The following is a 21,990-nucleotide window of genomic DNA, read 5'->3' as shown; positions in this document are numbered from 1 at the left end:
TACAAACCTGAACAAAAGCCCCGGAAATCTCCGGGGCTTTTTTGTTTAGAAAAGATCGAGTTGATCACCAACCTGCGGTGGTTTCGCAAACAGATCGCATCTCAGTGCCGGTGTCTTGGTTGCCAGCCCCAAACGCTCGACAGTTGTCTTGAAACGTTTGGCTATCATTTCGGCATAAACGCCCTCACCCCGCATCCTGTGACCCCAGCGTGGGTCATAGTCCTTGCCACCATGCATCTCGCGAAGGCGCGCCATGACCTTGGCTGCACGGTTGGGTTCGTGCACTTCAAGCCACTCCTGCCAAAGCTGAGAAACCTCTCGCGGCAACCGCAACATGATCCAACTGGCCGAGTCAGCACCGGCGTCACAACCGGCCTCCAATAGATTCTCCAGTTCGTGATCCGTAAGACCCGGAACAACAGGAGATGTCATGACCCGCACCGGTACCCCAGCCTCCGTCAATCGTCGAATCATACGCAGGCGACGTTTCGGCGAAGGCGCGCGTGGCTCCATTTTTCGGGAAAGATCCGCATCCAGTGTCGTCAGTGAGATTCCAACTCGCGCCAACCCCTGACTTGCCATTGGGGCCAGAATATCCAGATCCCGCTCGATCAGCGCTCCCTTAGTGACAATAGCGATCGGGTGTTGAAAATCCTGCAATACGCTCAGGCAGTCCCTTGTGATTCCGCGCATCTTCTCAATTGGTTGGTACGGATCTGTATTTGTACCCAAGGCAATAGGAGCGACTTTGTACGAACGCGCAGAAAGCTCGCGACGCAGAACACCAGCCGCGTTCGGTCGTGCAATCAATCTTGTTTCGAAATCCAATCCGGCAGACAGGCCAAGATAGGCGTGTGTAGGTCGTGCAAAGCAATATACGCACCCGTGTTCGCAGCCCCGGTAGGGATTGATCGATCGATCGAATGGAAGATCAGGAGAGCGATTGTAGGTGATAAAAGTTCTGGCCATCTCATCACGTACTTCGGTGCACAGCGGGGGCAACTCCTCCTCAATTTCCCAGCCGTCATCTGTAGCTTCGCTGGCATATTGCTCGAACCTACCTGCAGAATTGGACACGGCCCCCCTACCCACAACATTTGTCTGATTGAGCATATGTTCCACCTTTGTTCTCATCAACAGGTGTAAACCCATTAAGGTCCTTCAGCAATAGGAACAGCCATCTGTAGAATGGGGATGTGAGACGCCCGTTCACATTGGCACCGAGAGCGAACGTGAAGCGAATGCAGAATGATCTTGCAAATAATTCTGTCGAGATGCGACAGATTTTGCCTTAAAGGTCGGTCCCAGAACGACCTTGGTCGCAATCGTCACAGTCTAGATGCGGCGAAATGGCCAAAACGGAAAAAATTGCCACCTACGGGCCAAGGGCCCATTTAGCTCAGGGAAATGACCCATGTCCGATGAAGAAGACATCGTCCTGTCCGAACTGAACGACGATGAACTCGTCGAACAGATGTTTGACGACCTTTACGACGGTCTGAAAGAAGAGATCGAAGAAGGCGTGAACATCCTGCTCGAACGTGGTTGGGCGCCGTATGACATCCTGACCAAGGCATTGGTTGGCGGCATGACCATCGTTGGACACGATTTCCGCGACGGCATCCTGTTTGTTCCCGAGGTTCTTCTGGCGGCGAACGCCATGAAGGGCGGTATGACGATCCTCAAGCCCCTGCTGGCTGAAACTGGCGCACCGCGCGTCGGCAAGATGGTCATCGGTACCGTGAAAGGTGACATCCACGACATCGGCAAAAACCTTGTTTCGATGATGATGGAAGGCGCAGGTTTCGAAGTTGTCGACATCGGCATCAACAACCCGGTCGAAAACTATCTCGAAGCTTTGGAAACCGAAGAACCCGACATCCTGGGCATGTCCGCTCTGCTGACCACCACTATGCCTTACATGAAAGTCGTCATCGATACACTGGTCGAGCAAGGCGTTCGTGACGACTATATCGTTCTGGTTGGCGGCGCACCTCTGAACGAGGAATTCGGCAAAGCCATCGGTGCCGACGCATATTGCCGTGATGCGGCAGTCGCCGTTGAAACCGCCAAGGACTTTGTATCGCGCAAGCACAATCAGCTGGCAGGCTGATTAAGCAACAGCGAAAATTCCAAAGGCCGCCCGTTCAGGGCGGCCTTTTCAATTTCCCGAGAGTAAAGATTTCCCCTTAAAAAACATCTTTACAAAATTTCAGGAGATTATTTAGTACAAGACGTTACTTTAGTTTCGAGGTTACCGTGCCCACTACATTTACAGCTATCTCGCTTGGTGTTCTTGCAGATATTGATACCGTTGAAGGCAATAATATTGCCGAAAACGCGTCAGCCTTGGTCGGTCAGACATTTGGTGGACCTGGCAATGCCCTTCTGAATAATGCTGTGACATGGAGCCCAGTCAGCCTCTCTGGGACCGTCTATGAAATGGATAACTCTCCACCGGAGCAGTTTTCGATCGACGGCGGGCCGGCCCAGACCTTTGATGGCACATCGATCTACAATGCAACGATCACCTACATCGATGGGACTACGGCAAACATAACTGCTGTTGTGGCTCAAGATATCAATGGCAATACGTATCTGATGCCTGAATTCTCGGACAATGCCGATCAGGCAACGCTCGAAGCTGGCGGGATCAGATCAATTACCTTCAATAGCCTGAATGGAAACAACTTTTCGGGTCTGACTGGCAGCCGTGAAAGCTGGGACCTGGTGACCTGTTTCACGCTGGGAACCCTGATCGAAACCAATCAGGGGGAAATTCCGGTTCAGAAGTTGCAGGTTGGAGACATGGTCCAGACGCTCGATCATGGCATGCAACCCATACGTTGGATCGGCCGTCGTACCGTACGTGCCAAAGGATCATTCTCTCCTGTTTTGATCAAGAAAGGAACGATGGGTAACCGACGCGATTTGCTGGTATCGCAACAACACCGAATGCTCATCAGCGATTGGCGTGTGGAACTGAACACCGGTTATTCCGAAGCTTTGGCGCCTGCAAAACAGCTGATTGATGGAGAGTCCATCATCCTCAAATCGGGTGGCTTGGTCACTTACTATCACCTCATGTTTGACCAGCATGAAATTGTTTGGGCAGAAGGCTGCCCAAGCGAGAGCTTCCATCCGGGTGTTATGAGTTGGAACAGTCTGGAAAATGACGCTCGACAAGAGATATTGTCTCTATTTCCTGAACTTTCGACACGTGGGCTTGCCTCTTATGGTCCGTCGGCTCGACCATCCCTGAGCGCGTTTGAAACGCGCGCGTCGGTGGCCTGACGCGAGATGTCGGAACGGGGCTTGCCCTAAATCGCCAAAGATCGTCTTCTGGTATAGCCTCGACCGGGAAACGGACCATGCAATCGACCGACCTGCCAGATGATGAGAGCCTGACGACACAAGGCTATGTCAGCGAAGATACGCAGCAGCGTATTTTGCTGATCGCCTGCGGTGCGCTTGCGCGCGAGATTCTTGATCTAAAAGAACGCAATGGTTGGGAACATATAGCGCTGACCTGTTTACCTGCCATTCTGCACGTTTACCCAGAGCGCATTACCCAAGCCGTCGAAGATGCGGTCGCCAAGCACCGGGATGACTATGACAAGATTTTTGTCGTCTATGCGGACTGTGGCACCGGCGGTCTACTGCAGCAGGCTTGCGAACGGCTTGGTGTCGAGATGGTTCAGGGACCTCATTGCTATTCCTTCTTCGAGGGAAATCAGGCGTTTGCGGAGCGTGGCGATGATGAAACCACGGCGTTCTACCTAACTGACTTTCTGGCCCGACAATTCGATGCCTTCGTTTGGAAACCTCTGGGTCTGGATCGGCACCCGGAACTACGCGAAATGTATTTTGGCAATTACACCAAGCTGATCTACCAAGCTCAGGTGGATGACCCGGTGTTAACGCAACGAGCTCAGAAATGTGCTGAACGCATGGGGCTTGAGTTCGAGCATCGCTTTACCGGTTATGGGGATCTGGAAACAACGCTTACAGGCTGGGCCAAGGGCACACGTCCCTCAAGCTGACCCAAAGCGCCCTACGCTCATGGTAGTCAGGCGTTTTCGCGTGCCACGTCCCGGATACGATCAACCATCGCACGCACCCCATTTGATCGTTGCGCAGACAGGTGTTCGTTCAAACCCAGCCGAGCAAGCTCCGCACCTGCATCGACTTTCGGCACGTCTGCCACGGGAAGATCATTATAAAGAGCACGAAGAACCGCTATCAGGCCACGCACGATCAAGGCGTCACTATCGCCATCGAAACGAAATATACCCGCATTAATCATCGGATGCAGCCAGACCTGACTGGCACACCCGTTGACCTTGGTCGCAGGAACTTTCAGCGCATCGTCCAGAGGCTCCATGGCTTTACCCTGCTCGATGACATGGCGGTACCGGTCTTCCCAGTCCTCCAAAAATTCGAAATCATCGACGATTTCTTCAAAGGCAGGCGTTGCCATACTGCGGCACTCCTTAGGTTTTGATCACAGTTCGTGACCTATGTCGCTGATACGCTGCTGTCCAGCCCCAAGCGTGGCTTTTCAAGCCATCGATTTTGCGCTAACCCAATGCACGTAATATTGCTCAAAGCTCTGGGGCCATGCAAAAAACTCTTTCCGTTCTTCTGGTTGCCACGTTAACCCTGTCCGCCTGCAACAGCTGGCGCAACTCGAGGGTAAACCCCACTAACTGGTTTGGCAGCAGCACACCTGCCCCCGTCAACACATCACCTGATGCAGCGGACGCCCTTGTGCCAAAGCAAAGCAGTGGTACTGGACTCTTTGCGAAGAAAGAGGATGAAGATACCAGCATTCTCATCGCAACCATCGATGAACTGCGGATTGATCCGACGCCAACCGGTGCGATCATCTACTCTACTGGAACCGCTGTTCGACAGGGCGCTTATAATGCGCATCTTCGTCTGGTGGATTCTGAAGAGAACCGTAAGAACGGAATTCTCGAATTTATGTTCCGCGTGAATTACCCAAAATACTCGACCCAACAAGGTACGGTGCAATCCCGCATGGTCTCGGATGCAGCCACCGTAAGCCTTCAGGATCTCGAAGGGATTCGCCTCGTCCGTGTTGTCGGCCAGCAGAACGCCTTGGAATCACGACGCCGCTAATTGCGGCGTCACAGCGCCACGACGCGCACGACCTGACCTTTGGCCGCCAGCGCGATTTTGCCTTCGCAAAGTTTCAGGGCGTCTTCACCAAATACCTCAAAGCGCCAACCCGACATCGCCGGGACGTCTCGCTCACCAGCTGCGATCTGATCGAGGTCAGAGCTTGTTGCAATCAGTTTTGCAGCCACGCCTGAGCTTTCGGTTTTGGATTTCAGCAATACGCGCAGCAAATCGGCAAGTGCCGGATTAACCTTCAACTTGTCCCGACTGTTATCCAGCTTAGGCAATTGATCGGCCGGGCACTGGACGCCCTGCTTTACGGCCTTCAGAATACCCTCAGCAATCGCGCCCTTGCGCGCTTCTCGCAGAAGCAATCGGGAACCACCTAAATCAGAAGGCGACTTGGGTTTGGTTGATGCCAGTTCAATCAGAGCATCGTCTTTAAAAACCCTGCTGCGTGGGACATTGTTTTGCTGGGCATAGGCCTCACGAAACTCAGCAAGCTCTTTAACGACAGCCAGAAATTTCGCAGAGTTTGTGCGTGTCTTGACCCGACGCCAGGCTTCCTCGGGGCGCACATCGTAAGTGGCCGAATCCGTCAGAATACAAAGTTCTTCAGCCACCCAATGGTTACGATTGGTTTTTTGCAACTCGGCGGCCAGAAATTCATAGATCCGGCGCAGATGTGTCACGTCTGCCAGCGCATAGGTTTTTTGAGCATCGCTCAGAGGACGGCGCGACCAATCGGTAAAGCGGGAGGTTTTATCCAACCCCTGCTTGCAGATTTTCCGGACCAGTGTCTCGTAACCAACCTGTTCACCAAAGCCGCACACCATTGCGGCAACCTGTGTGTCAAACAGCGGTTTGGGAAACACCCGGGCTTCGACCCAGAATATCTCAAGGTCCTGACGCGCAGCGTGAAAAACCTTTACGACGTTTTCATTTCTGAACAACTTATATAGCGGTTCCAGCGACATATCCTCGGCCAGAGGGTCGACCAGAACTGCGCTATCTTCGTCTTCAGATGGAACCGCAAGCTGAACCAGGCAGAGCTTTGAATAATAGGTGCGTTCGCGCAGGAACTCAGTATCTACTGTGATATAGGGATATTCAGCAGCGGACTTGCAGAATTCAGCCAGCTCTGTCGTCGTCGTCAGGGTTTTCATGCGCCGTACTATTCTTGCTCTTGTTCTTGTATATGCCCGTTAAAATATACTCGTCCCGAGCGATACGGGCGACAATAGGCCGAATAACGGGCGAGTGTAAATCACCCAGAACTTCTTAAGGCAGCAGAACAGGTGTCTTGTCGCCACACACAAAGCGCCGCAAGACAGCAGGATAGAGTTGATGCTCGTAGCCCAGCACTCGGCCAGCCAGGGTTTCAGGTGTATCGCCAACCTCAATTGGCACTCGCGCCTGCCCCAATATCGGGCCATCATCCAGTGCAGCCGTCACCTCATGCACGGTGCATCCGTGTTCGGCATCGCCCGCTTCAATTGCACGCGCGTGGGTGTTCAAACCCTTGTATTTAGGCAACAGCGACGGGTGGATGTTCAGCATCCGCCCCTGAAACTGTGAAACGAAATCGCCGGTAAGAACACGCATGAAACCCGCAAGGCAGACTACATCCGGTTGTACATCAAGGATAGGTTTCAGCAATTCAGCTTCGAATGCGGCGCGGTCTCCTTTGAACGGGCGATGATCCACGATGGCGGTCTGGACACCTCGATCCGCTGCCTTCTGCAATCCGCCCGCGGCCGCATCATTTGCCAGAACCAAACAAGGACGCGCCGGGTGATCACCGATCATGCTGTCGACCAGCGACACCATGTTGGAACCACCCCCTGAAATCAGGATTGCAACGCGCTTGTGGCTCACAACAGCTGGCCCGAATACGCAACGCCTGCTGTTTCTGTTACCGTACCAATTCGGGAAACCGCTTCACCAGCGTCAGACAGCAATGCTGCCAGATCATCGGCCTTATCTGCAGCGCAGACGACGATCATGCCGATGCCGCAGTTGAAGGTCTTGAGCATTTCCGCTTCGACGATTCCGCCAGTTTCGGCCATCCATTTGAAGACCGGCGGCAAATCCCATGCGTTCAGATCAATCTCTGCACCCAGCCCCTCGGGCAGGACACGAGGCAGGTTTTCCGTCAAACCGCCCCCGGTGATATGGGCCAGCGCGTGCACGCCCCCTGCCCGGAACGCTGCAAGCGCAGGTTTGACGTAAAGACGCGTTGGGGTCAGCAGAGCTTCGCCGAGTGATCCGCCACTGAACGGCGAATCTGCGTCCCAGCCAAGACCCGACAGTTCGACCAGTTTGCGGACAAGAGAATACCCGTTCGAATGCACTCCGTTTGAGGCTAGTCCCAGTAGAACATCGCCCGGCTCGACGCCATCTGGGAGAACCGCCCCACGCTCCATCGCGCCAACAGAGAATCCGGCCAGATCGAAGTCACCATCAGGATACATACCGGGCATTTCGGCGGTTTCGCCACCGATCAGAGCACAGCCAGATTGCGCACAGCCTTCGGCGATACCTTCGATGATCCGTGCCGCGGTATCTGTGTCGAGTTTGCCTGTCGCAAAATAGTCCAGAAAGAACAGAGGCTCGGCACCCTGACAAATCAGGTCGTTGACGCACATTGCGACCAGATCAATTCCAACGCCGTCGACGACACCTGTATCGATGGCAATTCGCAGCTTGGTGCCGACGCCATCCGTAGCGCCAACCAGAATCGGATCTTCATATCCTGCAGCTTTGAGATCGAACAGCGCTCCGAAACCGCCCAGCCCGCTCATCACGCCAGGACGGTTCGTCCTCTTTGCCGCAGGCTTGATCCGGTCGACCAAAGCGTTTCCTGCATCGATATCGACGCCCGCATCGGCATATGTGATGCCGTTCTTGCCCGCTGTCATGGCATTTCCCTCATGAGTGCTTTTGCGCGGGTTAGTCGATTGTGCGCTCTGTTGCAACGGTCAGGCTTGACGCGGGCATTCATCGTGGTACCCAAGGCGCTCAGGCGGGCCTGTAGCTCAATTGGTTAGAGCAGAGCGCTCATAACGCTTTGGTTGGGGGTTCGAGTCCCTCCGGGCCTACCAAATCACCGCCCAATGATGATATCTGCACACAATCCGCCCATACGCTCGCTTTTTGCCAAGCGGAGCGTTCCGCCATGTGCACGGGCAATATCTGCAACGATTGCCAGCCCGAGCCCAACGCCGGTTCCCTGATTCTGATTCCGGGCCGGATCAAGGCGTGAAAACGGTTTAACCGCCTCTGTACGCTGCTCAGGCGGGATACCGGGCCCATCGTCTTCCACACGGATTCGCAATGACTTTGGCGTCAGGGACAGGCTAACCTCTGCCCGGTTGCCGTAGCGCACCGCGTTTCCGATCAGATTCTCAAGAGCGCGACGAATCGAAACCGGGCGCAACATTGAAAGCCCCTGCCCTTCGGTCGACACCAGTTCGACATCATAGCCCGCGCGGTTGGCATCACGCACGATCTGAGACACAAGCACTTCGGCATCGACTTCTTCGGGCTCACTCTCAGACGCCCCGCGTGAAAAATCCAGAAATGCATCCAGCAACGACTGCATCTCATTCACGTCTCGCAGCAACGGCGCAGCTTCCTCTTCGGGCATCATCGCCAGTCCCAGCTTTAGCCGCGTCAGTGGCGTTCGCAGATCGTGACTGACCCCGGAAAGCATCCGGGTACGCTGTTCGATCTGTCGTTCAATTCGCGCCCGCATATCCAGAAACGCGCTTCCGGCTGCTCTGACCTCGACTGCTCCGCTAGGTGAATAGGGAACGATCCGCCCACGCCCGAATGCTTGCGCCGCTTTGGCCAGCCGCGTGATCGGCCGAAGCTGGTTTCGCATATAGAGAAATGAGATCGAGGTCATCAGGATCGCAAAAAACAACATCGTAACGATCAACTGATGCGGTGCTGCAGGAGACAGCCTGCGTCGATCAAATGTCAGCTCTAGAACTCCGAGATGAGTCGCAATGAAAAGTTTGGCATCCTGACTGTTGGGCAGAGCTACAGCTTGAATGCCCGGAACCAGTTCATCCAACTCCTTTTCGATCTGAGGTGCGATGAAATCGTACCAGCGGCCATAGCCACTAATCGGCTGCTCATTTGGGCCAAGAAATTGAGCCCTCATTTGCAGGGCCGACAAATCGGGGCGCGCCGCGGCGATTGCTTGCTGCTGACTTTCGGTTCCCCGCATCACATCAAGAATCAAATTCACTTCACGAGAGGCGGTTCGCACCATCTGCCCGGTCACGTCCTCCAGATGTTTTTGCAGAAAGGCAATCGCGACGACCAGTAGGACGACGATCACTGGCAGAGCCAGAATCAGCGCGGCCCGGGCATACAGGCTGCGCGGCATATAGGGTTTGAGCCATCGTGCGGACATGCGCTAAACCTAGCGGGCTGCTCCGGCAAGAGGAAGAGTACAGAATGCAATTGCCCAATGATTTCAATCCGCCTCATGGCCTTGCAGTCGAGTTGCAACCGGGTCTCAGACGTATTGTCGCCCCCAACCCGTCGCCCATGACATTTCGCGGTACCAATACCTACTTGTTGGGTGAACAGGACATCGCGGTCATTGATCCCGGCCCACTGGACGACACGCACATGGACGCGATTCTCAACGCGTTGCAGCCAGGGCAGAAGATAAGCCATATCCTTGTGACCCACAGCCATCTGGACCATTCACCACTTGCAGCTCCTCTGGCTGCTCGTACCGGCGCACCGGTTCTGGCTTTCGGCGGGCCACAAGCAGGTCGTAGCGAAGTCATGACGATACTGGCCGAACAAGGTCTCGCCGGAGGTGGCGAAGGCATTGATACGGACTTTCGGCCTGATATTGAGCTTGCTGACGGAGAAACCGTTGAAGACAACGGTTGGAGACTGGAGGTGATTCACACACCGGGCCATCTGGGCAACCACATCGCGTTAGCTTGGGGTGACACCTGCTTTACCGCCGATCACGTCATGGGGTGGGCAAGTTCTCTGGTTTCACCTCCCGATGGAGATCTGACAGATTTCATGAATGCCTGTCACAGGCTGCGTGCACGCAAATGGTCGGTTTTCCACGCCGGCCACGGAGCTCCCATCTCCGACCCTTCCGGTCGGTTGGATTGGTTGATTCAACACCGGCTTGGTCGTGAAGCACAAATTCTGGAAGCCTTGGGCCAAGCTCAGGGAACTGCACGACAACTGGCCGAGCGGATATATACCGATACGCCTGCTGCACTGCTTCCTGCCGCCGAACGAAATGTATTTGCCCATCTCGTTGATTTGACAGGCAGATCCTTGGTGAGTCCAATTGGAACACTGGCCTCTGACGCGGTTTTCAAACGACTGGCGTGAAGTGGACAAAAAATTTTCAAATCTGCGCGCTTCTCCTCTGGACGCCGAAAATTCGGGTTGTTATATGCCCCCTCAGTTCCGGCGTAGCTCAGCGGTAGAGCAGTTGACTGTTAATCAATTGGTCGTAGGTTCGATCCCTACCGCCGGAGCCAATCTCTGCATATGAAAACACCTTAGTGTTAGCAGCGGCATATCCTGCAAACCGGATGCCTCTAAATTGGGGAACCGTGCTCTGTTTTAGGGCTCAACTTATGTCGAGGCACCGCCTACGAGTACATACGTTGCGTGCCCGCACATCAAGATCAGATCGCGCGTAACATAACGTAGCGTTGGTAGGGATCTTTCAGAGAGCGATCGACCGAAACCACCTCCCACCCAGACACATTGTTGGCTAGCCATTCCATCGAAATCGAAGTGTCGCCATAATTCGGACTCGCCACCTGGTCAGTACAATAATAGGCAAAGCCATTTTCGCGATGATCTTTGATGCACCGCTTCATTTTCTTCGGATCAGAGGTGAGATGGGTATGTCCTGCGATCGCAATGTCCCAGAATTCGATCGGTCGCAGAGTAAGCATGAACAAGGCGTCATCTGCAGCAACGGCCCGTAGCGCCTTCAAACACGCGTGAGTGCTCGATTCGCTGAGATGGGTAAATACCGAAAATGCGAAAATGAACTCAAACGGTCCATCGAACGGAAGGTCATCGGGGACTGCCTCCGAAAGCTTAACCCTGTCGCCAAAGCCCGCAGCCTGGCATTGCTCGATAGACTTATCCCACGGATCCACACCATAGACTTCGTCTGAGAAGTAGGAAAACAACCTGAGAAATCGACCGTATCCGCAGCCAAAATCCAGAATCTTCTGGCCCGCTAAGCCTCGGTTCTGCGCGCTCGCATAGCTTGCGGCACAGGCTCGCACGAAACTCAGACTTTGCTCCAGCAAACGAAAGCCGGATGCACCGGTCCATAAGTTCTGAACATCTTCGGTCGCCATCGTCGGCAGGGCCTCAGAGAGTTTTGGAAATTTCTGATCCGGCATGGCCCAGAGAATTGCCCCAAAATCCTCAAGTCCAAGAGGTCTGATAGCGTCGAAAGCAGCAGGAAGTGAACTCAGATCCCCCGAGTTCTCAACGTTTTGCATATGAGTAGACAAATGTTCAAATGACGAATGTATCTGCATATCTTCTTTCATTCTTGCTAATTTGGGCTTGATAAATGAAGGTTTAATGGACCGCAGTTTCCGGACCTGCTTTTGGAAATGATATCGTGATCGAAAGTATGATGACCGGGAAACCTTATGCCGAGATACTGCGGACACTCCTTTGTTTAGTGCCGAGAGGTTCGATTCTCCGCCAATTGCATCCCGAACGTATCGCAGTCTATTCGCAGCACCAAACATGCGCGAAATTTTCACTCAAAAAACTCGATCCCCCTCTGGACGTGTCAGAACCAGATTGCTATACGGCGCGAACCGTTCCGGCGTAGCTCAGCGGTAGAGCAGTTGACTGTTAATCAATTGGTCGTAGGTTCGATCCCTACCGCCGGAGCCATTCTTCCATATCTCACAGATCAGGATGTCAGAGCATCCGCAAAATCTGCCCGTAGGGTGCGTTTCAGCACCTTCCCCGTTGCGTTCAAAGGTAAGGCATCCACGAAAACCACCTTGTCCGGAACCTGCCATTTGGCAATCTTTCCATCAAAGAATTCAAGCAGTTCCTCTGGCGTTGGATCTTCCCCATCGGCTTTGACTGCAACCAGCAAAGGCCGCTCATCCCATTTTGGATGCGGCACCCCGATGACTGCAGCGGTGGCAAGTTTGGGATGCGCCACGGCAATGTTCTCAAGCTCTACCGAGCTGATCCATTCGCCCCCGGATTTGATGATGTCCTTTGAACGATCCCTGATCGTCATGTAGCCATCCGAATCCAGCGTCGCGACATCCCCGGTGGCAAACCAACCGTCCTGCAGCAGACTCTGATCTTGCAAATGGAAATAGCTGTCCAGCACCCAATGCCCGCGCACCATCAGGTCGCCCTGCGTGACACCGTCATTGGGCAGGTCATTCCCATCATCGTCCACAATCTTCAATTCAACACCAAACGGGGGACGTCCCTGATTCTCACGCAGCCGATGCTGTTCTTCCAACGGAAGATCCCGATGCTTGGCCAAGGGATAGTTTGTTGTACCCAGAGGGCTCATCTCACTCATGCCCCAGGCATGAACGGTATCAACGCCATAAGTCTCGCGGAATGTTTCAATCATCGAAGGTGGGCAAGCCGCGCCACCAATCACCGTACGCTCCAGACTGGCCAGCTTCGTTCCGGATGTGGCGGCATGAGCCAGCAGGCCCTGCCAGATCGTCGGAACGCCCATCGCGAGCGTCACACCATAAGTGTCGATCAGATTGACCAATGCCTCACCGTGCAATCCGGGACCGGGAAGAACCATTCGCGAGCCAGACATGGCGCAGCCATAAGGTGACCCCCATGCGTTGACATGGAACATCGGAACCACCGGCATAACGACATCCATCGCCGAATACCCAATCACGTCTCGTGTATTCGAGGCAAAGCTGTGCAGAACCGTGGACCGATGCGAATACAAAACACCCTTTGGATGCCCTGTGGTGCCCGAAGTGTAACAAAGGCTGGACGCAGTATTTTCATCAAAGCTGGGCCAAACGAAATCAACCTCTCCCGTCTCGATCAGCTCATCATAGAACTGAAGTCCGGGAATTTGCGCAAGCGCCGCTTCGTTGCGCGGCCCCATCAGAACGAAGTGGCGAACCTCGGTAAGTTGATCCGCAATTCCTGCTACCAGCGGAATGAACGTCTCATCAAAGAACAAAACCCGGTCTTCGGCGTGGTTGATGATGTAAACCAATTGCTCAGGGAACAGGCGCGGGTTGATCGTATGACAAACAAAACCGGCGCCTGAAGTGGCAAAGTAAATCTCCAGATGCCGGCGATTGTTCCATGCTAACGTTCCCACCCTGTCCTGAGGCTCCAGGCCCAGCTTGCCGAGCGCTGACGCCATCCGGCGCGCATTTACAGCGATGGTTGCCCAGTTGGTTTGCGTGATGGCCCCATCTGTTTCGACCGAGATAATTTCAGTCTGGCCGTGATATCGTTCGGCATGATCCACCAATGACGAAATCAACATGGGTTGCGTCATCATCTGTCCCAGCATGGGCATCCTCCCTTTGTCAGCACAGCCCCAGACAGGCAGCACCAGTTTATGCCCTAGACCCGCCGCCAAAGGGCGCAGTCTTAACAGGCGTCTCCCACGGACAAGCCTGCCAAGCATTTAATTGTCTGACAATAAGAGAATGCAGCTTGCCGCAAAGGCAAGTTGCAACATTTTGTGGAATTCAACCCCGATGACGCAATGCGTAATCGATCAGGGCAGCCGTCGAACCATCCTTGTCTGCTGCGCTTTCTTCGCCATCTACAATCGGCCCCAGAGACGTCGCCAACTCTTTGCCCAGTTCGACACCCCATTGATCGAATGAGTTGATGCCCAGCAAGACACCTTCGACAAACACCCGATGTTCATAGAGTGCAATAATCTGTCCCAGAACAAACGGTGCGAGTTTTGGATAGATCAACGTGGTTGAAGGTCGGTTGCCCGGAAATACGCGGTGCCGTGCCTGCCGCTCCAACTCGTCACCTTGCAGGCCCTTCTCAGCCATCCGAGCACGCGCTTCATCCAGCGATCGACCACACATCAGGGCCTCGGATTGTGCCAGGCAGTTGGCCAGCAGAAGACGATGGTGGTGGGCCAGTTCGGGTTCGTGCCCTTCGGCTGCCACCATGAATTCGCACGGCACGATATCTGTTCCCTGATGGATCAGCTGATAAAACGCATGCTGCCCGTTTGTACCTGGCTCACCCCATACCACCGGACCCGAAGGCACTGTCAGGTCAGAACCATCCATCGCCACAGACTTGCCGTTCGATTCCATTTCCAATTGCTGGAAATAAGCAGGTAAGCGCAGCAATCGTTGGTCATAAGGCAATACTGCGCGGCTTGCGTGCCCCTGAACCTGACGATGCCATATTCCAGCCAGCGCCAGCATAACCGGCATGTTTTCAATCCAGTCGGCCGAACGGAAGTGCAGATCCATCGCCTGAGCGCCACGCAGGAACGCATCAAAGGCGTTCGATCCAACTGCAATCATCACAGGCAAGCCAACCGGTCCCCAGACCGAGTATCTACCCCCAACCCAGTCGGCGAAGCCAAACACACGGTCTTCCGGAATGCCAAAGGCATGAGTTTTGTCCAGCGCGCTTGATACCGCTGCAAACTGCTTTGCAGGATCGCCGCCACCATCCTGCATCCAGGCGCGTGCCGTGCGGGCATTGGTCATGGTCTCGATGGTTGTGAATGTCTTGGACGCGACGATGATCAACGTCCGCTTTGGATCAAGCTGGCGCAGCGTGTCGGCGATATGCGCGCCGTCTACGTTCGATACATAATGCAGCCGCGGACCATCGTGATAGGGTGCAAGCGCATGGGTCGCCATGACCGGCCCCAAATCAGATCCGCCGATCCCGATATTGACCACGTCAGTGAAGCTGCCCCCTTCCCCTTTGATTGCACCTCCACGTACCTCTTCGGCGAAGACGCGCATTCGTTGCAACGTATTCAACACGCCCGGCATGACGTCCTGACCATCAACTTCGATCGGACCGCCATCAAGATTGCGTAGAGCAGTGTGCAGTACAGCGCGGTTTTCGGTCTCGTTAATTTTGACCCCGGTAAACATCGCCTCGCGGCGCGCTGCTAATCCAGCCGCATCGCAAAGATTGATCAAAGCAGACCGCACTTCCTGATCAATCTGTGTCTTTGAGTAATCGAACAGCAAATCCCCTGTGGACGCGGAAAATTTCTGAGCCCGGTCCGGGTCAGCCGCAAACAGCTCAAGAATGCGTTGATCAGTGGCCGCAAGAGATTTGAGTTTGTCTAGCTGCACGCGCCTTACTCCGCCCAATGTACGGTCATGCCGCTCAGGACGGCTGCTATGGGTGCTTCTTCGGGCGGCAACGACATGGCACGATCGAGCGCATCACGTTTCGCTGCGCCATATATGATCAGATGCTTAGAAAGCGCGCCATCCAGAACCGGAGCCGTAAGCGTAATGCGCGCTTCGGGCTGTGTTTCGGTCCGCGCCACAGCAAGCGTCGGGGCATGGCTGTCCAGCGCCGCGGCCAACCCATCCATTCCAGGGAACAGTGAGGCCGTGTGCATGTCTTCACCCATCCCCAGAACAAGAACCGACAGCGGCAGTACCGGCGCAATCAGTGACTCGATCTGAGGCATTGCCTCTTCGGGGTCCTTCCCAGCCACATAAAGCGGCACATACTCCGCAACCGAGGCACGGCTGGTCAACAAACGCTCGCGGATCAGACGCTCATTCGATCGTTCGTGATTGCCCGGCACGCACCGTTCGTCGGTTGGCAGAACACGTACCCGATCCCATTCGAGATCAGCCGCACACAGACTGTCAAACACCGGACCGGGTGTAGTGCCACCGGGAACCGCAAAGGCTACCTTGTCGTGATGCAGCAACGCTGACTCCAGATCTCCTGCCAGTTCGTTCGCCACGTCGATGGCCAGCATGTCCCGGTCAGCATATTCCTGAATATTCATGGCTTGATCCCTTGCCAGTGGCGACCGTCGCGTTTCATCAGCAGCTCGGCGTCGCCGGGTCCGGTGCTACCGCTTTCATATGGTTTCGGCACATCGCCGCGCGCCTGCCATCCCGCGATGATCGGGTCAGTCCACGCCCACGCAGCCTCAACTTCATCACCCCGCATAAAGAGGGTCTGATTACCTCGGATTACATCCATCACCAGCCGTTCATAGGCGTCCGGCGGATTGTGGTTCTCTGGCCCCAGGGCTTCGGCGAAACTCATGTCCAGCGGGACATCTACCAGTCGCATGCCACCCTGTCCCGGCTCTTTGATCGTCACTTTCAGGGTGATACCTTCGTTAGGCTGCAGGCGGATGGATAACGTATTGGCGTGCCGCCCAGCCTCTTCCCCGAAGATAGAATGCGGTGCGTCCTTGAACATGACATTGATCACCGAAGACCGTGCAACAAGCCGCTTTCCGGTTCGCAAATAGAACGGCGTACCAGCCCACCGCCAGTTGCTGACATGCGCTCGCAGGGCAATATAGCTTTCGGTGGTTGAGCGCGGGTTGCCTACCACATCCCGATATCCCGGCCCATCTGGCCCTGCTGTGAACTGTCCCCTGACAATGTGGTGCGGTTTGACCGGATCGAGGGCGCGAATAACTTTCAGTTTCTCATCACGCACCGCGTCCGGATCAAATTTCGCCGGTGGCTCCATGGCGATCAGGCACAACAGCTGCATCAGGTGGTTCTGCACCATGTCGCGCATGGCACCTGCCCGCTCATAGTATTCTTCGCGGCCATCGATCCCGACGGTTTCTGCCACGGTGATCTGAATATGGTCGACATACTGGCTGTTCCAGAGCGGCTCAAACAGCATGTTGCCGAACCGAACGGCCATTAGGTTCTGAACCGTCTCTTTTCCAAGATAATGGTCAATCCGATAGATTTGACCTTCCCTAAAGTGCGCAGCCAGAGTCTCGTTCAACTCGCGTGCACTTCCCAGATCGTGACCGAATGGCTTCTCGACCACGATGCGCGTGCGAGCCGATGCCATACCATTAGATTTGATGCGTTCGGCCAACGGACCGAACAAACGTGGCCCCACCGAGAAATAGAATGCCCGAATGCGGTCCTCACCCAGCTTTCCGGCAAGTTGCGCCCAACCCTCATCTGACAACGCATCCAAAGGCACATAGTCAACGCGTCTTAAGAATCCATTCAGTTGTTCCGGATTCTCTGCCTGTCGCGACGCATGAGCCTTTAGCGAATCGGAAACCATTGATCGGAATTCAGACTGATCATGCTGTCCGCGCGCTGCCCCAATGATCTGCACCTCTTCGGGCCATTGGCCAGCACAATACCTGCGAAACAGCGCCGGCAGGATCTTGCGTTGCGCCAGATCGCCGGTCCCGCCGAATATGACCAGATCAAAGGGGTCAACCGGTATGACGCGAGAAACCATGTGTTGTCCTTACCTTGCAACCAGAAGCATGTCCAATGTTAGCGCCACCATTCAAAAGGTTTTCCTTCATCAAAACTCTGTCAGATCACTTTCATCCGCCTTAACTATCCCCAGACAACAAGCTACATCAGGCAGATACAGCCAACGAACCGGAAGCGGAATGAAAGACAACGCCCCACAGATCGCCAATATCGGCAAGTTTCAGAACAAATTGGTGACAGCGGACGGCCAGACACGCGCTTCGGTCGAATTCAGCAATCCTGAAACGCTATGGTTCAATACCGGCACCTTGTGCAACATCGAATGTGTGAACTGCTACATCGCAAGCAGCCCAACCAACGATGCGCTGGTCTACATTACTGCGGCTGAAGTGTCAGACTATCTGGATCAGATAGAAGAGCGTGAATGGCCCATTCGCGAAATCGGTTTTACCGGTGGCGAGCCATTCATGAATCCGGAAATGATCGAAATGACCCGCGCAGCATTAAATCGCGGCTATGAAGTGCTGATCCTTACCAATGCTATGCAACCCATGATGCGCCGCAAGATGCGTGAAGGGTTGCTGGAACTGCAAAAAGAGTTTGGTGACAAACTCACCCTGCGCATCTCAGTCGATCATTATAAACCCGAGCTTCATGACGAAGAACGCGGCAAAGGCAGTTTTGCAAAGACCGTTGCGGGTATGGAGTGGCTGCGTGACAACGGGTTCAAAATGGCGATCGCCGGGCGCACGGTCTGGGGTGAAAGCGACGCTGAAAGCCGCGCTGGATATGGGGCATTTTTCGACCAAAACAGATTTGATATCGACGCACAGAACCCAGGGATGACGGTTCTTTTCCCCGAGATGGACGAAAGCGTTGAAGTACCCGAAATTACGACCGCCTGCTGGGGAATTCTGGATAAATCCCCGAATGCCGTTATGTGTGCCAGCGCCAGAATGATCGTGAAACGCAAAGGCGCCGAGAAGCCAGCCGTTCTGGCGTGTACCCTGCTACCCTATTCACCTGAGTTTGAAATGGGACATACGCTTGCCGAGGCAGAGGCTGACGTTCATCTGAACCATCCACATTGCGCCAAATTCTGTGTACTTGGCGGTGCCAGCTGTTCGGGCTGAGGATCAGTTCACCCTGAACTCACCCACCATGTTACGCCATTCTCCCGGCGCGATCATCTTGCGATGCGTAAACCGGACCGAGTGTAACGGCCCATCGATTTCTCTTTGCCAGAAATCAATGAAATCGAACAGTTTCGGATGATCGGGCGCCAGGTCGTATTCCTGCCAGATGAACGTGTTCAGAACGTGTATGTAGTCGGGCATGTGATAGTAGAATTCTGCCGTCGTCAGCCCGTACCCCTTAAGCATTAACTCTGTTTCGCTTTGCTCCATGCAGACCTCCAATTTCATGCAAGGTCTCTTCATGGTAGCACGAAAACCCCCTAACCCTTAGTTAACAATATGTTACTCAGGCGTTACGGTTGTTTTTCGCATGCAAAATCGTTGCTTGCTTGCACCTTATGTGCTGGGTCTGATAAGGTACATCCACAAGATATAGACCCTGCACAAAGAACGGGCAGTTTACGTGAGCGATACGCCAGAAATTCCTGAAAACATGGATGAAACCCCACCGGAGCGCCCTGTTTACGACGGTCCGACGGTCTCAATCGAATCCGAGATGCGCACTTCGTATCTCGATTACGCGATGTCGGTCATCGTGTCCCGCGCGATCCCTGATCTGCGCGACGGGCTGAAACCTGTACACCGCCGCATCCTCTATGCGATGCACGAAACGGGAAATACGCACGACAAGGCCTATCGCAAATCGGCCCGTCCGGTTGGCGATGTGATGGGTAAATATCACCCGCACGGCGACAGCGCGATCTATGATGCGCTGGTCCGGATGGCGCAGGACTTCTCGATGTCGCTGCCGCTGCTGGACGGTCAGGGCAACTTTGGCTCGATGGACGGCGATAACCCGGCGGCCATGCGTTATACCGAAGTTCGCATGGACAAACCCGCTGCGTCTCTGCTGGCCGATATTGAAAAAGAAACGGTCGATTTTCAGGACAACTACGACGGCAAGGACAAAGAGCCGACGGTCCTGCCCGCCCGTTTCCCGAACATGCTGGTCAATGGCGCCGGTGGTATCGCCGTGGGTATGGCGACGAACATCCCGCCGCACAATCTGGGCGAAGTGGTCGACGCGACCTTGGCACTTATCGACGACCCGGATCTGACATCCGAGCAGTTGATCGAATACGTCCCCGGCCCCGACTTCCCGACCGGCGGTGTCATGCTGGGTCGCTCTGGCGCGCGCAAAGCCTATCTGGAAGGCCGTGGCAGTGTCATCATTCGCGCCAAGACCCGCGTGGAAGAGCTGCGCAAAGATCGCTATGCCATCGTCGTGGATGAGATCCCCTATCAGGTGAACAAAGCTTCGATGATCGAAAAGATCGCAGAAGCTGTGCGTGAGAAGCGTATCGAAGGCGTCAGCCATGTGCAGGACGAATCCGACCGCAATGGCGTACGAGTTGTTGTGGAACTGAAGCGTGACGCGACACCCGAAGTGGTTCTGAACCAGCTTTATCGTTTCTCGCCGATGCAAACCTCGTTTGGCTGCAACATGCTGGCTCTGAACGGTGGTCGACCTGAACAACTGACTCTGCGTCGGTTCCTGACCAGCTTCATTGATTTCCGTGAAGATGTTGTCGCCCGCCGCACTGCCTATGACCTGCGCAAGGCGCGGGAACGCAGCCATATCCTGTGTGGTCTGGCTGTGGCTGTATCCAACGTTGATGAAGTCGTCGCGACGATCCGCTCGTCTGCCGACGCCGCCGAAGCGCGCGAAAAGCTGATGACTCGTCGTTGGCCTGCAGCAGAGATCGAAAGCTATCTGCGTCTGATCGACGATCCTCTGTCCAAGATGAACGACGACGGCACCTATAACCTGACAGAGGTTCAGGCCCGTGCAATCCTGGATCTTCGCCTGCAACGACTGACCCAACTGGGCGTCAAAGAGGTCACGGACGAGCTGGAAGAACTGGCCGCCAAGATCAAGGAATACCTTGATATTCTGTCCTCGCGCGAGCGGATCATGTCGATCATCGGCGATGAGCTGCGCAGTGTACGCGATCAATTCGCAGTGCCGCGTCGCACCCAAATCGTCGACTGGTCCGGCGACATGGAAGACGAAGACCTGATCGAACGCGAAGATATGGTCGTGACAGTCACCTCGGGCGGTTACATCAAGCGTACACCGCTGGCTGACTTCCGCGCCCAGAAACGCGGCGGCAAGGGCTTGTCCGGAATGCAGACCAAGGAAGAGGACGTGGTTACCACCCTCTTCGTGGCGAACACTCATACGCAGCTTTTGTTCTTCACCACCGACGGAATGGTCTACAAGCTCAAGACCTGGCGCCTGCCGCAATCGGGACGCACCGGTAAAGGCAAGGCGATCGTCAATATCCTGCCCATCCCGACAGGCGTTTCCATCGCGGCGATCATGCCGGTGGATGTTCCTGATGAAGAATGGGAGAACCTGCAGATCGTCTTCGCAACCAGCGCAGGCGACGTACGTCGCAATGCGCTGAGCGACTTCACCAACGTCAAACGTAACGGCAAGATCGCTATGGACCTGCCGGAAGACGTGGAACTGGTAAACGCGCGTATCTGTTCGGAAGACGATGACGTGATGCTGGTCACCAACTCAGGCCGCGCAATCCGTTTCCAGACGACGGATGTCCGCGTCTTCAAGGGCCGTAAATCCACCGGGGTACGTGGTATCAAGCTGTCTAACGGCGACAGGGTCGTATCGATGTCGGTGATCCGCCATTTTGACGCAACCTCTGACGAACGCGCTGCATATCTGAAGATGCGCCGCGCGGTCGCCGGCCTGACTGACGACGCCGAAGCTTCGGACGAAGAGGTCAACGATATGGCCACGATCAGTCAGGAACGCTATGCGGAAATGTCTGCGGCCGAAAACCTGATCCTGACCATCACCGCTGGCGGTTCCGGCAAGCTCAGCTCGTCTCATGACTACCCGGTTCGTGGCCGCGGTGGCATGGGGGTCGCTGCCATGGACAAAGCCATGCGAGGTGGTGAGCTTGTGGCGTCGTTCCCTGTTGAAATCGACGATCAGATCATGCTGGCCACGTCCAAGGGACAGTCGATCCGAGTGCCGGTCGAAGGCATTTCCTTCCGGTCGCGGTCGGCAGGTGGTGTTAAGGTGTTCAATACCGGCAAGGGCGAAGAGGTCGTCAGCGTTGCCTGGATCGCCGATCAAGGCGAGGAAGGCGGCGAGGAATAGGCTCGCCAGCAGCTAAGCAAAAGGGACCAATGTGACTGCTCACATTGGT

The 21,990-nt window shown here is 54.9% G+C and carries 19 protein-coding genes and 3 tRNA genes; 10 read left to right on the top strand and 12 right to left on the bottom strand.

Going from position 1 to position 21,990, the window contains the following annotated elements:
• Positions 1-45: 45 nt before the first annotated feature.
• Positions 46-1,113: a PA0069 family radical SAM protein gene (locus tag ACR0IO_RS07640; protein WP_480740530.1), complete on the bottom strand. Its 1,068-nt coding sequence runs from the start codon at positions 1,111-1,113 to the stop codon at positions 46-48.
• A 301-nt stretch (positions 1,114-1,414) separates the two neighbouring features.
• On the opposite strand from ACR0IO_RS07640, the gene ACR0IO_RS07635 reads away from it, so the two are divergent.
• The 3 genes from ACR0IO_RS07635 to ACR0IO_RS07625 all read left to right on the top strand — a co-directional run bounded on the left by ACR0IO_RS07635 (position 1,415) and on the right by ACR0IO_RS07625 (position 4,043).
• Positions 1,415-2,113: a corrinoid protein gene (locus ACR0IO_RS07635; RefSeq protein WP_155147101.1), complete on the top strand. Its 699-nt coding sequence runs from the start codon at positions 1,415-1,417 to the stop codon at positions 2,111-2,113.
• 146 nt (positions 2,114-2,259) lie between these two features.
• The gene (locus ACR0IO_RS07630; protein ID WP_480740527.1) at positions 2,260-3,294 is read left to right on the top strand and encodes a Hint domain-containing protein; all 1,035 of its coding nucleotides are present in this window, start codon (positions 2,260-2,262) and stop codon (positions 3,292-3,294) included.
• Between the two features lie 77 nt (positions 3,295-3,371).
• On the top strand, positions 3,372-4,043 hold the full coding sequence (locus ACR0IO_RS07625) for a DUF1638 domain-containing protein (protein ID WP_480740526.1): 672 nt from the start codon (positions 3,372-3,374) through the stop codon (positions 4,041-4,043).
• Between the two features lie 26 nt (positions 4,044-4,069).
• Here ACR0IO_RS07625 and ACR0IO_RS07620 read toward each other — a convergent pair whose 3' ends face one another.
• Positions 4,070-4,480 carry a SufE family protein gene (locus tag ACR0IO_RS07620; RefSeq protein WP_480740524.1) on the bottom strand — a complete coding sequence of 137 codons (411 nt, stop codon included), beginning with the start codon at positions 4,478-4,480 and terminating at the stop codon, positions 4,070-4,072.
• Positions 4,481-4,620: 140 nt separating this feature from the next.
• Between ACR0IO_RS07620 and ACR0IO_RS07615 the strand changes: the two genes are divergently transcribed.
• Positions 4,621-5,145, top strand: coding sequence for a hypothetical protein (locus tag ACR0IO_RS07615; RefSeq protein ID WP_480740522.1), 525 nt, complete (start codon positions 4,621-4,623; stop codon positions 5,143-5,145).
• Positions 5,146-5,153: 8 nt separating this feature from the next.
• Here the strand turns inward: ACR0IO_RS07615 and rnd are convergent, their stop codons facing one another.
• From rnd to purM, 3 genes are all read right to left on the bottom strand, one after another.
• A complete protein-coding gene (gene rnd, locus ACR0IO_RS07610) occupies positions 5,154-6,311 on the bottom strand; it encodes a ribonuclease D (RefSeq protein WP_480740521.1) in 1,158 nt (385 codons plus the stop codon).
• Between the two features lie 115 nt (positions 6,312-6,426).
• On the bottom strand, positions 6,427-7,023 hold the full coding sequence (purN, locus tag ACR0IO_RS07605) for a phosphoribosylglycinamide formyltransferase (protein ID WP_480740519.1): 597 nt from the start codon (positions 7,021-7,023) through the stop codon (positions 6,427-6,429).
• Positions 7,020-8,066, bottom strand: a complete 1,047-nt coding sequence (purM, locus tag ACR0IO_RS07600; RefSeq protein ID WP_480740517.1) for a phosphoribosylformylglycinamidine cyclo-ligase — start codon at positions 8,064-8,066, stop codon at positions 7,020-7,022. The genes purN and purM overlap by 4 nt, the downstream gene beginning before the upstream one ends.
• A gap of 106 nt (positions 8,067-8,172) precedes the next feature.
• On the opposite strand from purM, the gene ACR0IO_RS07595 reads away from it, so the two are divergent.
• Positions 8,173-8,249, top strand: a tRNA-Ile gene (locus ACR0IO_RS07595).
• Between the two features lie 2 nt (positions 8,250-8,251).
• Here the strand turns inward: ACR0IO_RS07595 and ACR0IO_RS07590 are convergent.
• Positions 8,252-9,571: an ATP-binding protein gene (locus ACR0IO_RS07590; RefSeq protein ID WP_480740516.1), complete on the bottom strand. Its 1,320-nt coding sequence runs from the start codon at positions 9,569-9,571 to the stop codon at positions 8,252-8,254.
• A 44-nt stretch (positions 9,572-9,615) separates the two neighbouring features.
• Between ACR0IO_RS07590 and ACR0IO_RS07585 the strand changes: the two genes are divergently transcribed.
• The gene (locus tag ACR0IO_RS07585; RefSeq protein WP_480740515.1) at positions 9,616-10,530 is read left to right on the top strand and encodes an MBL fold metallo-hydrolase; all 915 of its coding nucleotides are present in this window, start codon (positions 9,616-9,618) and stop codon (positions 10,528-10,530) included.
• Between the two features lie 77 nt (positions 10,531-10,607).
• Positions 10,608-10,682, top strand: a tRNA-Asn gene (locus tag ACR0IO_RS07580).
• Positions 10,683-10,832: 150 nt separating this feature from the next.
• On the opposite strand, the gene ACR0IO_RS07575 is transcribed toward ACR0IO_RS07580, so the two are convergent.
• Positions 10,833-11,672, bottom strand: a complete 840-nt coding sequence (locus ACR0IO_RS07575; protein ID WP_480740513.1) for a class I SAM-dependent methyltransferase — start codon at positions 11,670-11,672, stop codon at positions 10,833-10,835.
• A 334-nt stretch (positions 11,673-12,006) separates the two neighbouring features.
• On the opposite strand from ACR0IO_RS07575, the gene ACR0IO_RS07570 reads away from it, so the two are divergent.
• Positions 12,007-12,081: transfer RNA gene (locus tag ACR0IO_RS07570), tRNA-Asn, on the top strand.
• 19 nt (positions 12,082-12,100) lie between these two features.
• Here ACR0IO_RS07570 and ACR0IO_RS07565 read toward each other — a convergent pair.
• From ACR0IO_RS07565 to zwf, 4 genes are all read right to left on the bottom strand, one after another.
• The gene (locus tag ACR0IO_RS07565) at positions 12,101-13,720 is read right to left on the bottom strand and encodes a long-chain-fatty-acid--CoA ligase (protein WP_480740511.1); all 1,620 of its coding nucleotides are present in this window, start codon (positions 13,718-13,720) and stop codon (positions 12,101-12,103) included.
• 181 nt (positions 13,721-13,901) lie between these two features.
• Complete coding sequence (pgi, locus tag ACR0IO_RS07560; protein ID WP_480740509.1) at positions 13,902-15,506, bottom strand: glucose-6-phosphate isomerase; 1,605 nt, start codon at positions 15,504-15,506, stop codon at positions 13,902-13,904.
• 5 nt (positions 15,507-15,511) lie between these two features.
• Complete coding sequence (pgl, locus tag ACR0IO_RS07555; protein WP_155147143.1) at positions 15,512-16,183, bottom strand: 6-phosphogluconolactonase; 672 nt, start codon at positions 16,181-16,183, stop codon at positions 15,512-15,514.
• Positions 16,180-17,634: a glucose-6-phosphate dehydrogenase gene (zwf, locus tag ACR0IO_RS07550; protein ID WP_480740506.1), complete on the bottom strand. Its 1,455-nt coding sequence runs from the start codon at positions 17,632-17,634 to the stop codon at positions 16,180-16,182. The genes pgl and zwf overlap by 4 nt, the downstream gene beginning before the upstream one ends.
• A 160-nt stretch (positions 17,635-17,794) precedes the next feature.
• Between zwf and ACR0IO_RS07545 the strand changes: the two genes are divergently transcribed.
• Positions 17,795-18,748, top strand: a complete 954-nt coding sequence (locus tag ACR0IO_RS07545; RefSeq protein WP_170330627.1) for a radical SAM protein — start codon at positions 17,795-17,797, stop codon at positions 18,746-18,748.
• Positions 18,749-18,751: 3 nt separating this feature from the next.
• On the opposite strand, the gene ACR0IO_RS07540 is transcribed toward ACR0IO_RS07545, so the two are convergent.
• Positions 18,752-19,021 (bottom strand): usg protein, encoded by a 270-nt coding sequence (locus ACR0IO_RS07540; RefSeq protein ID WP_155147246.1) that lies wholly within the window; start codon positions 19,019-19,021, stop codon positions 18,752-18,754.
• 193 nt (positions 19,022-19,214) lie between these two features.
• Between ACR0IO_RS07540 and gyrA the strand changes: the two genes are divergently transcribed.
• On the top strand, positions 19,215-21,941 hold the full coding sequence (gene gyrA / locus ACR0IO_RS07535) for a DNA gyrase subunit A (protein WP_480740503.1): 2,727 nt from the start codon (positions 19,215-19,217) through the stop codon (positions 21,939-21,941).
• Positions 21,942-21,990: the final 49 nt, after the last annotated feature.

The organism is Ruegeria sp. CE12, from assembly GCF_056537525.1.
The sequence above is the reverse complement of the archived record's forward strand: the minus strand, read 5'-3'. Positions and strand labels throughout refer to the sequence as shown.

Bases quoted from the DNA above. Each gene is read 5' to 3' on its own strand.
- ACR0IO_RS07540 (WP_155147246.1), bottom strand. From the start codon at position 19,021: ATGGAGCAAAGCGAAACAGAGTTAATGCTTAAGGGGTACGGGCTGACG.
- rnd (WP_480740521.1), bottom strand. From the start codon at position 6,311: ATGAAAACCCTGACGACGACGACAGAGCTGGCTGAATTCTGCAAGTCC.
- ACR0IO_RS07590 (WP_480740516.1), bottom strand. From the start codon at position 9,571: ATGTCCGCACGATGGCTCAAACCCTATATGCCGCGCAGCCTGTATGCC.
- ACR0IO_RS07615 (WP_480740522.1), top strand. From the start codon at position 4,621: ATGCAAAAAACTCTTTCCGTTCTTCTGGTTGCCACGTTAACCCTGTCC.
- pgl (WP_155147143.1), bottom strand. From the start codon at position 16,183: ATGAATATTCAGGAATATGCTGACCGGGACATGCTGGCCATCGACGTG.
- ACR0IO_RS07585 (WP_480740515.1), top strand. From the start codon at position 9,616: ATGCAATTGCCCAATGATTTCAATCCGCCTCATGGCCTTGCAGTCGAG.
- ACR0IO_RS07575 (WP_480740513.1), bottom strand. From the start codon at position 11,672: ATGCAAAACGTTGAGAACTCGGGGGATCTGAGTTCACTTCCTGCTGCT.
- zwf (WP_480740506.1), bottom strand. From the start codon at position 17,634: ATGGTTTCTCGCGTCATACCGGTTGACCCCTTTGATCTGGTCATATTC.
- ACR0IO_RS07635 (WP_155147101.1), top strand. From the start codon at position 1,415: ATGTCCGATGAAGAAGACATCGTCCTGTCCGAACTGAACGACGATGAA.
- ACR0IO_RS07625 (WP_480740526.1), top strand. From the start codon at position 3,372: ATGCAATCGACCGACCTGCCAGATGATGAGAGCCTGACGACACAAGGC.
- ACR0IO_RS07620 (WP_480740524.1), bottom strand. From the start codon at position 4,480: ATGGCAACGCCTGCCTTTGAAGAAATCGTCGATGATTTCGAATTTTTG.
- ACR0IO_RS07640 (WP_480740530.1), bottom strand. From the start codon at position 1,113: ATGCTCAATCAGACAAATGTTGTGGGTAGGGGGGCCGTGTCCAATTCT.
- ACR0IO_RS07545 (WP_170330627.1), top strand. From the start codon at position 17,795: ATGAAAGACAACGCCCCACAGATCGCCAATATCGGCAAGTTTCAGAAC.
- purM (WP_480740517.1), bottom strand. From the start codon at position 8,066: ATGACAGCGGGCAAGAACGGCATCACATATGCCGATGCGGGCGTCGAT.
- ACR0IO_RS07565 (WP_480740511.1), bottom strand. From the start codon at position 13,720: ATGCTGGGACAGATGATGACGCAACCCATGTTGATTTCGTCATTGGTG.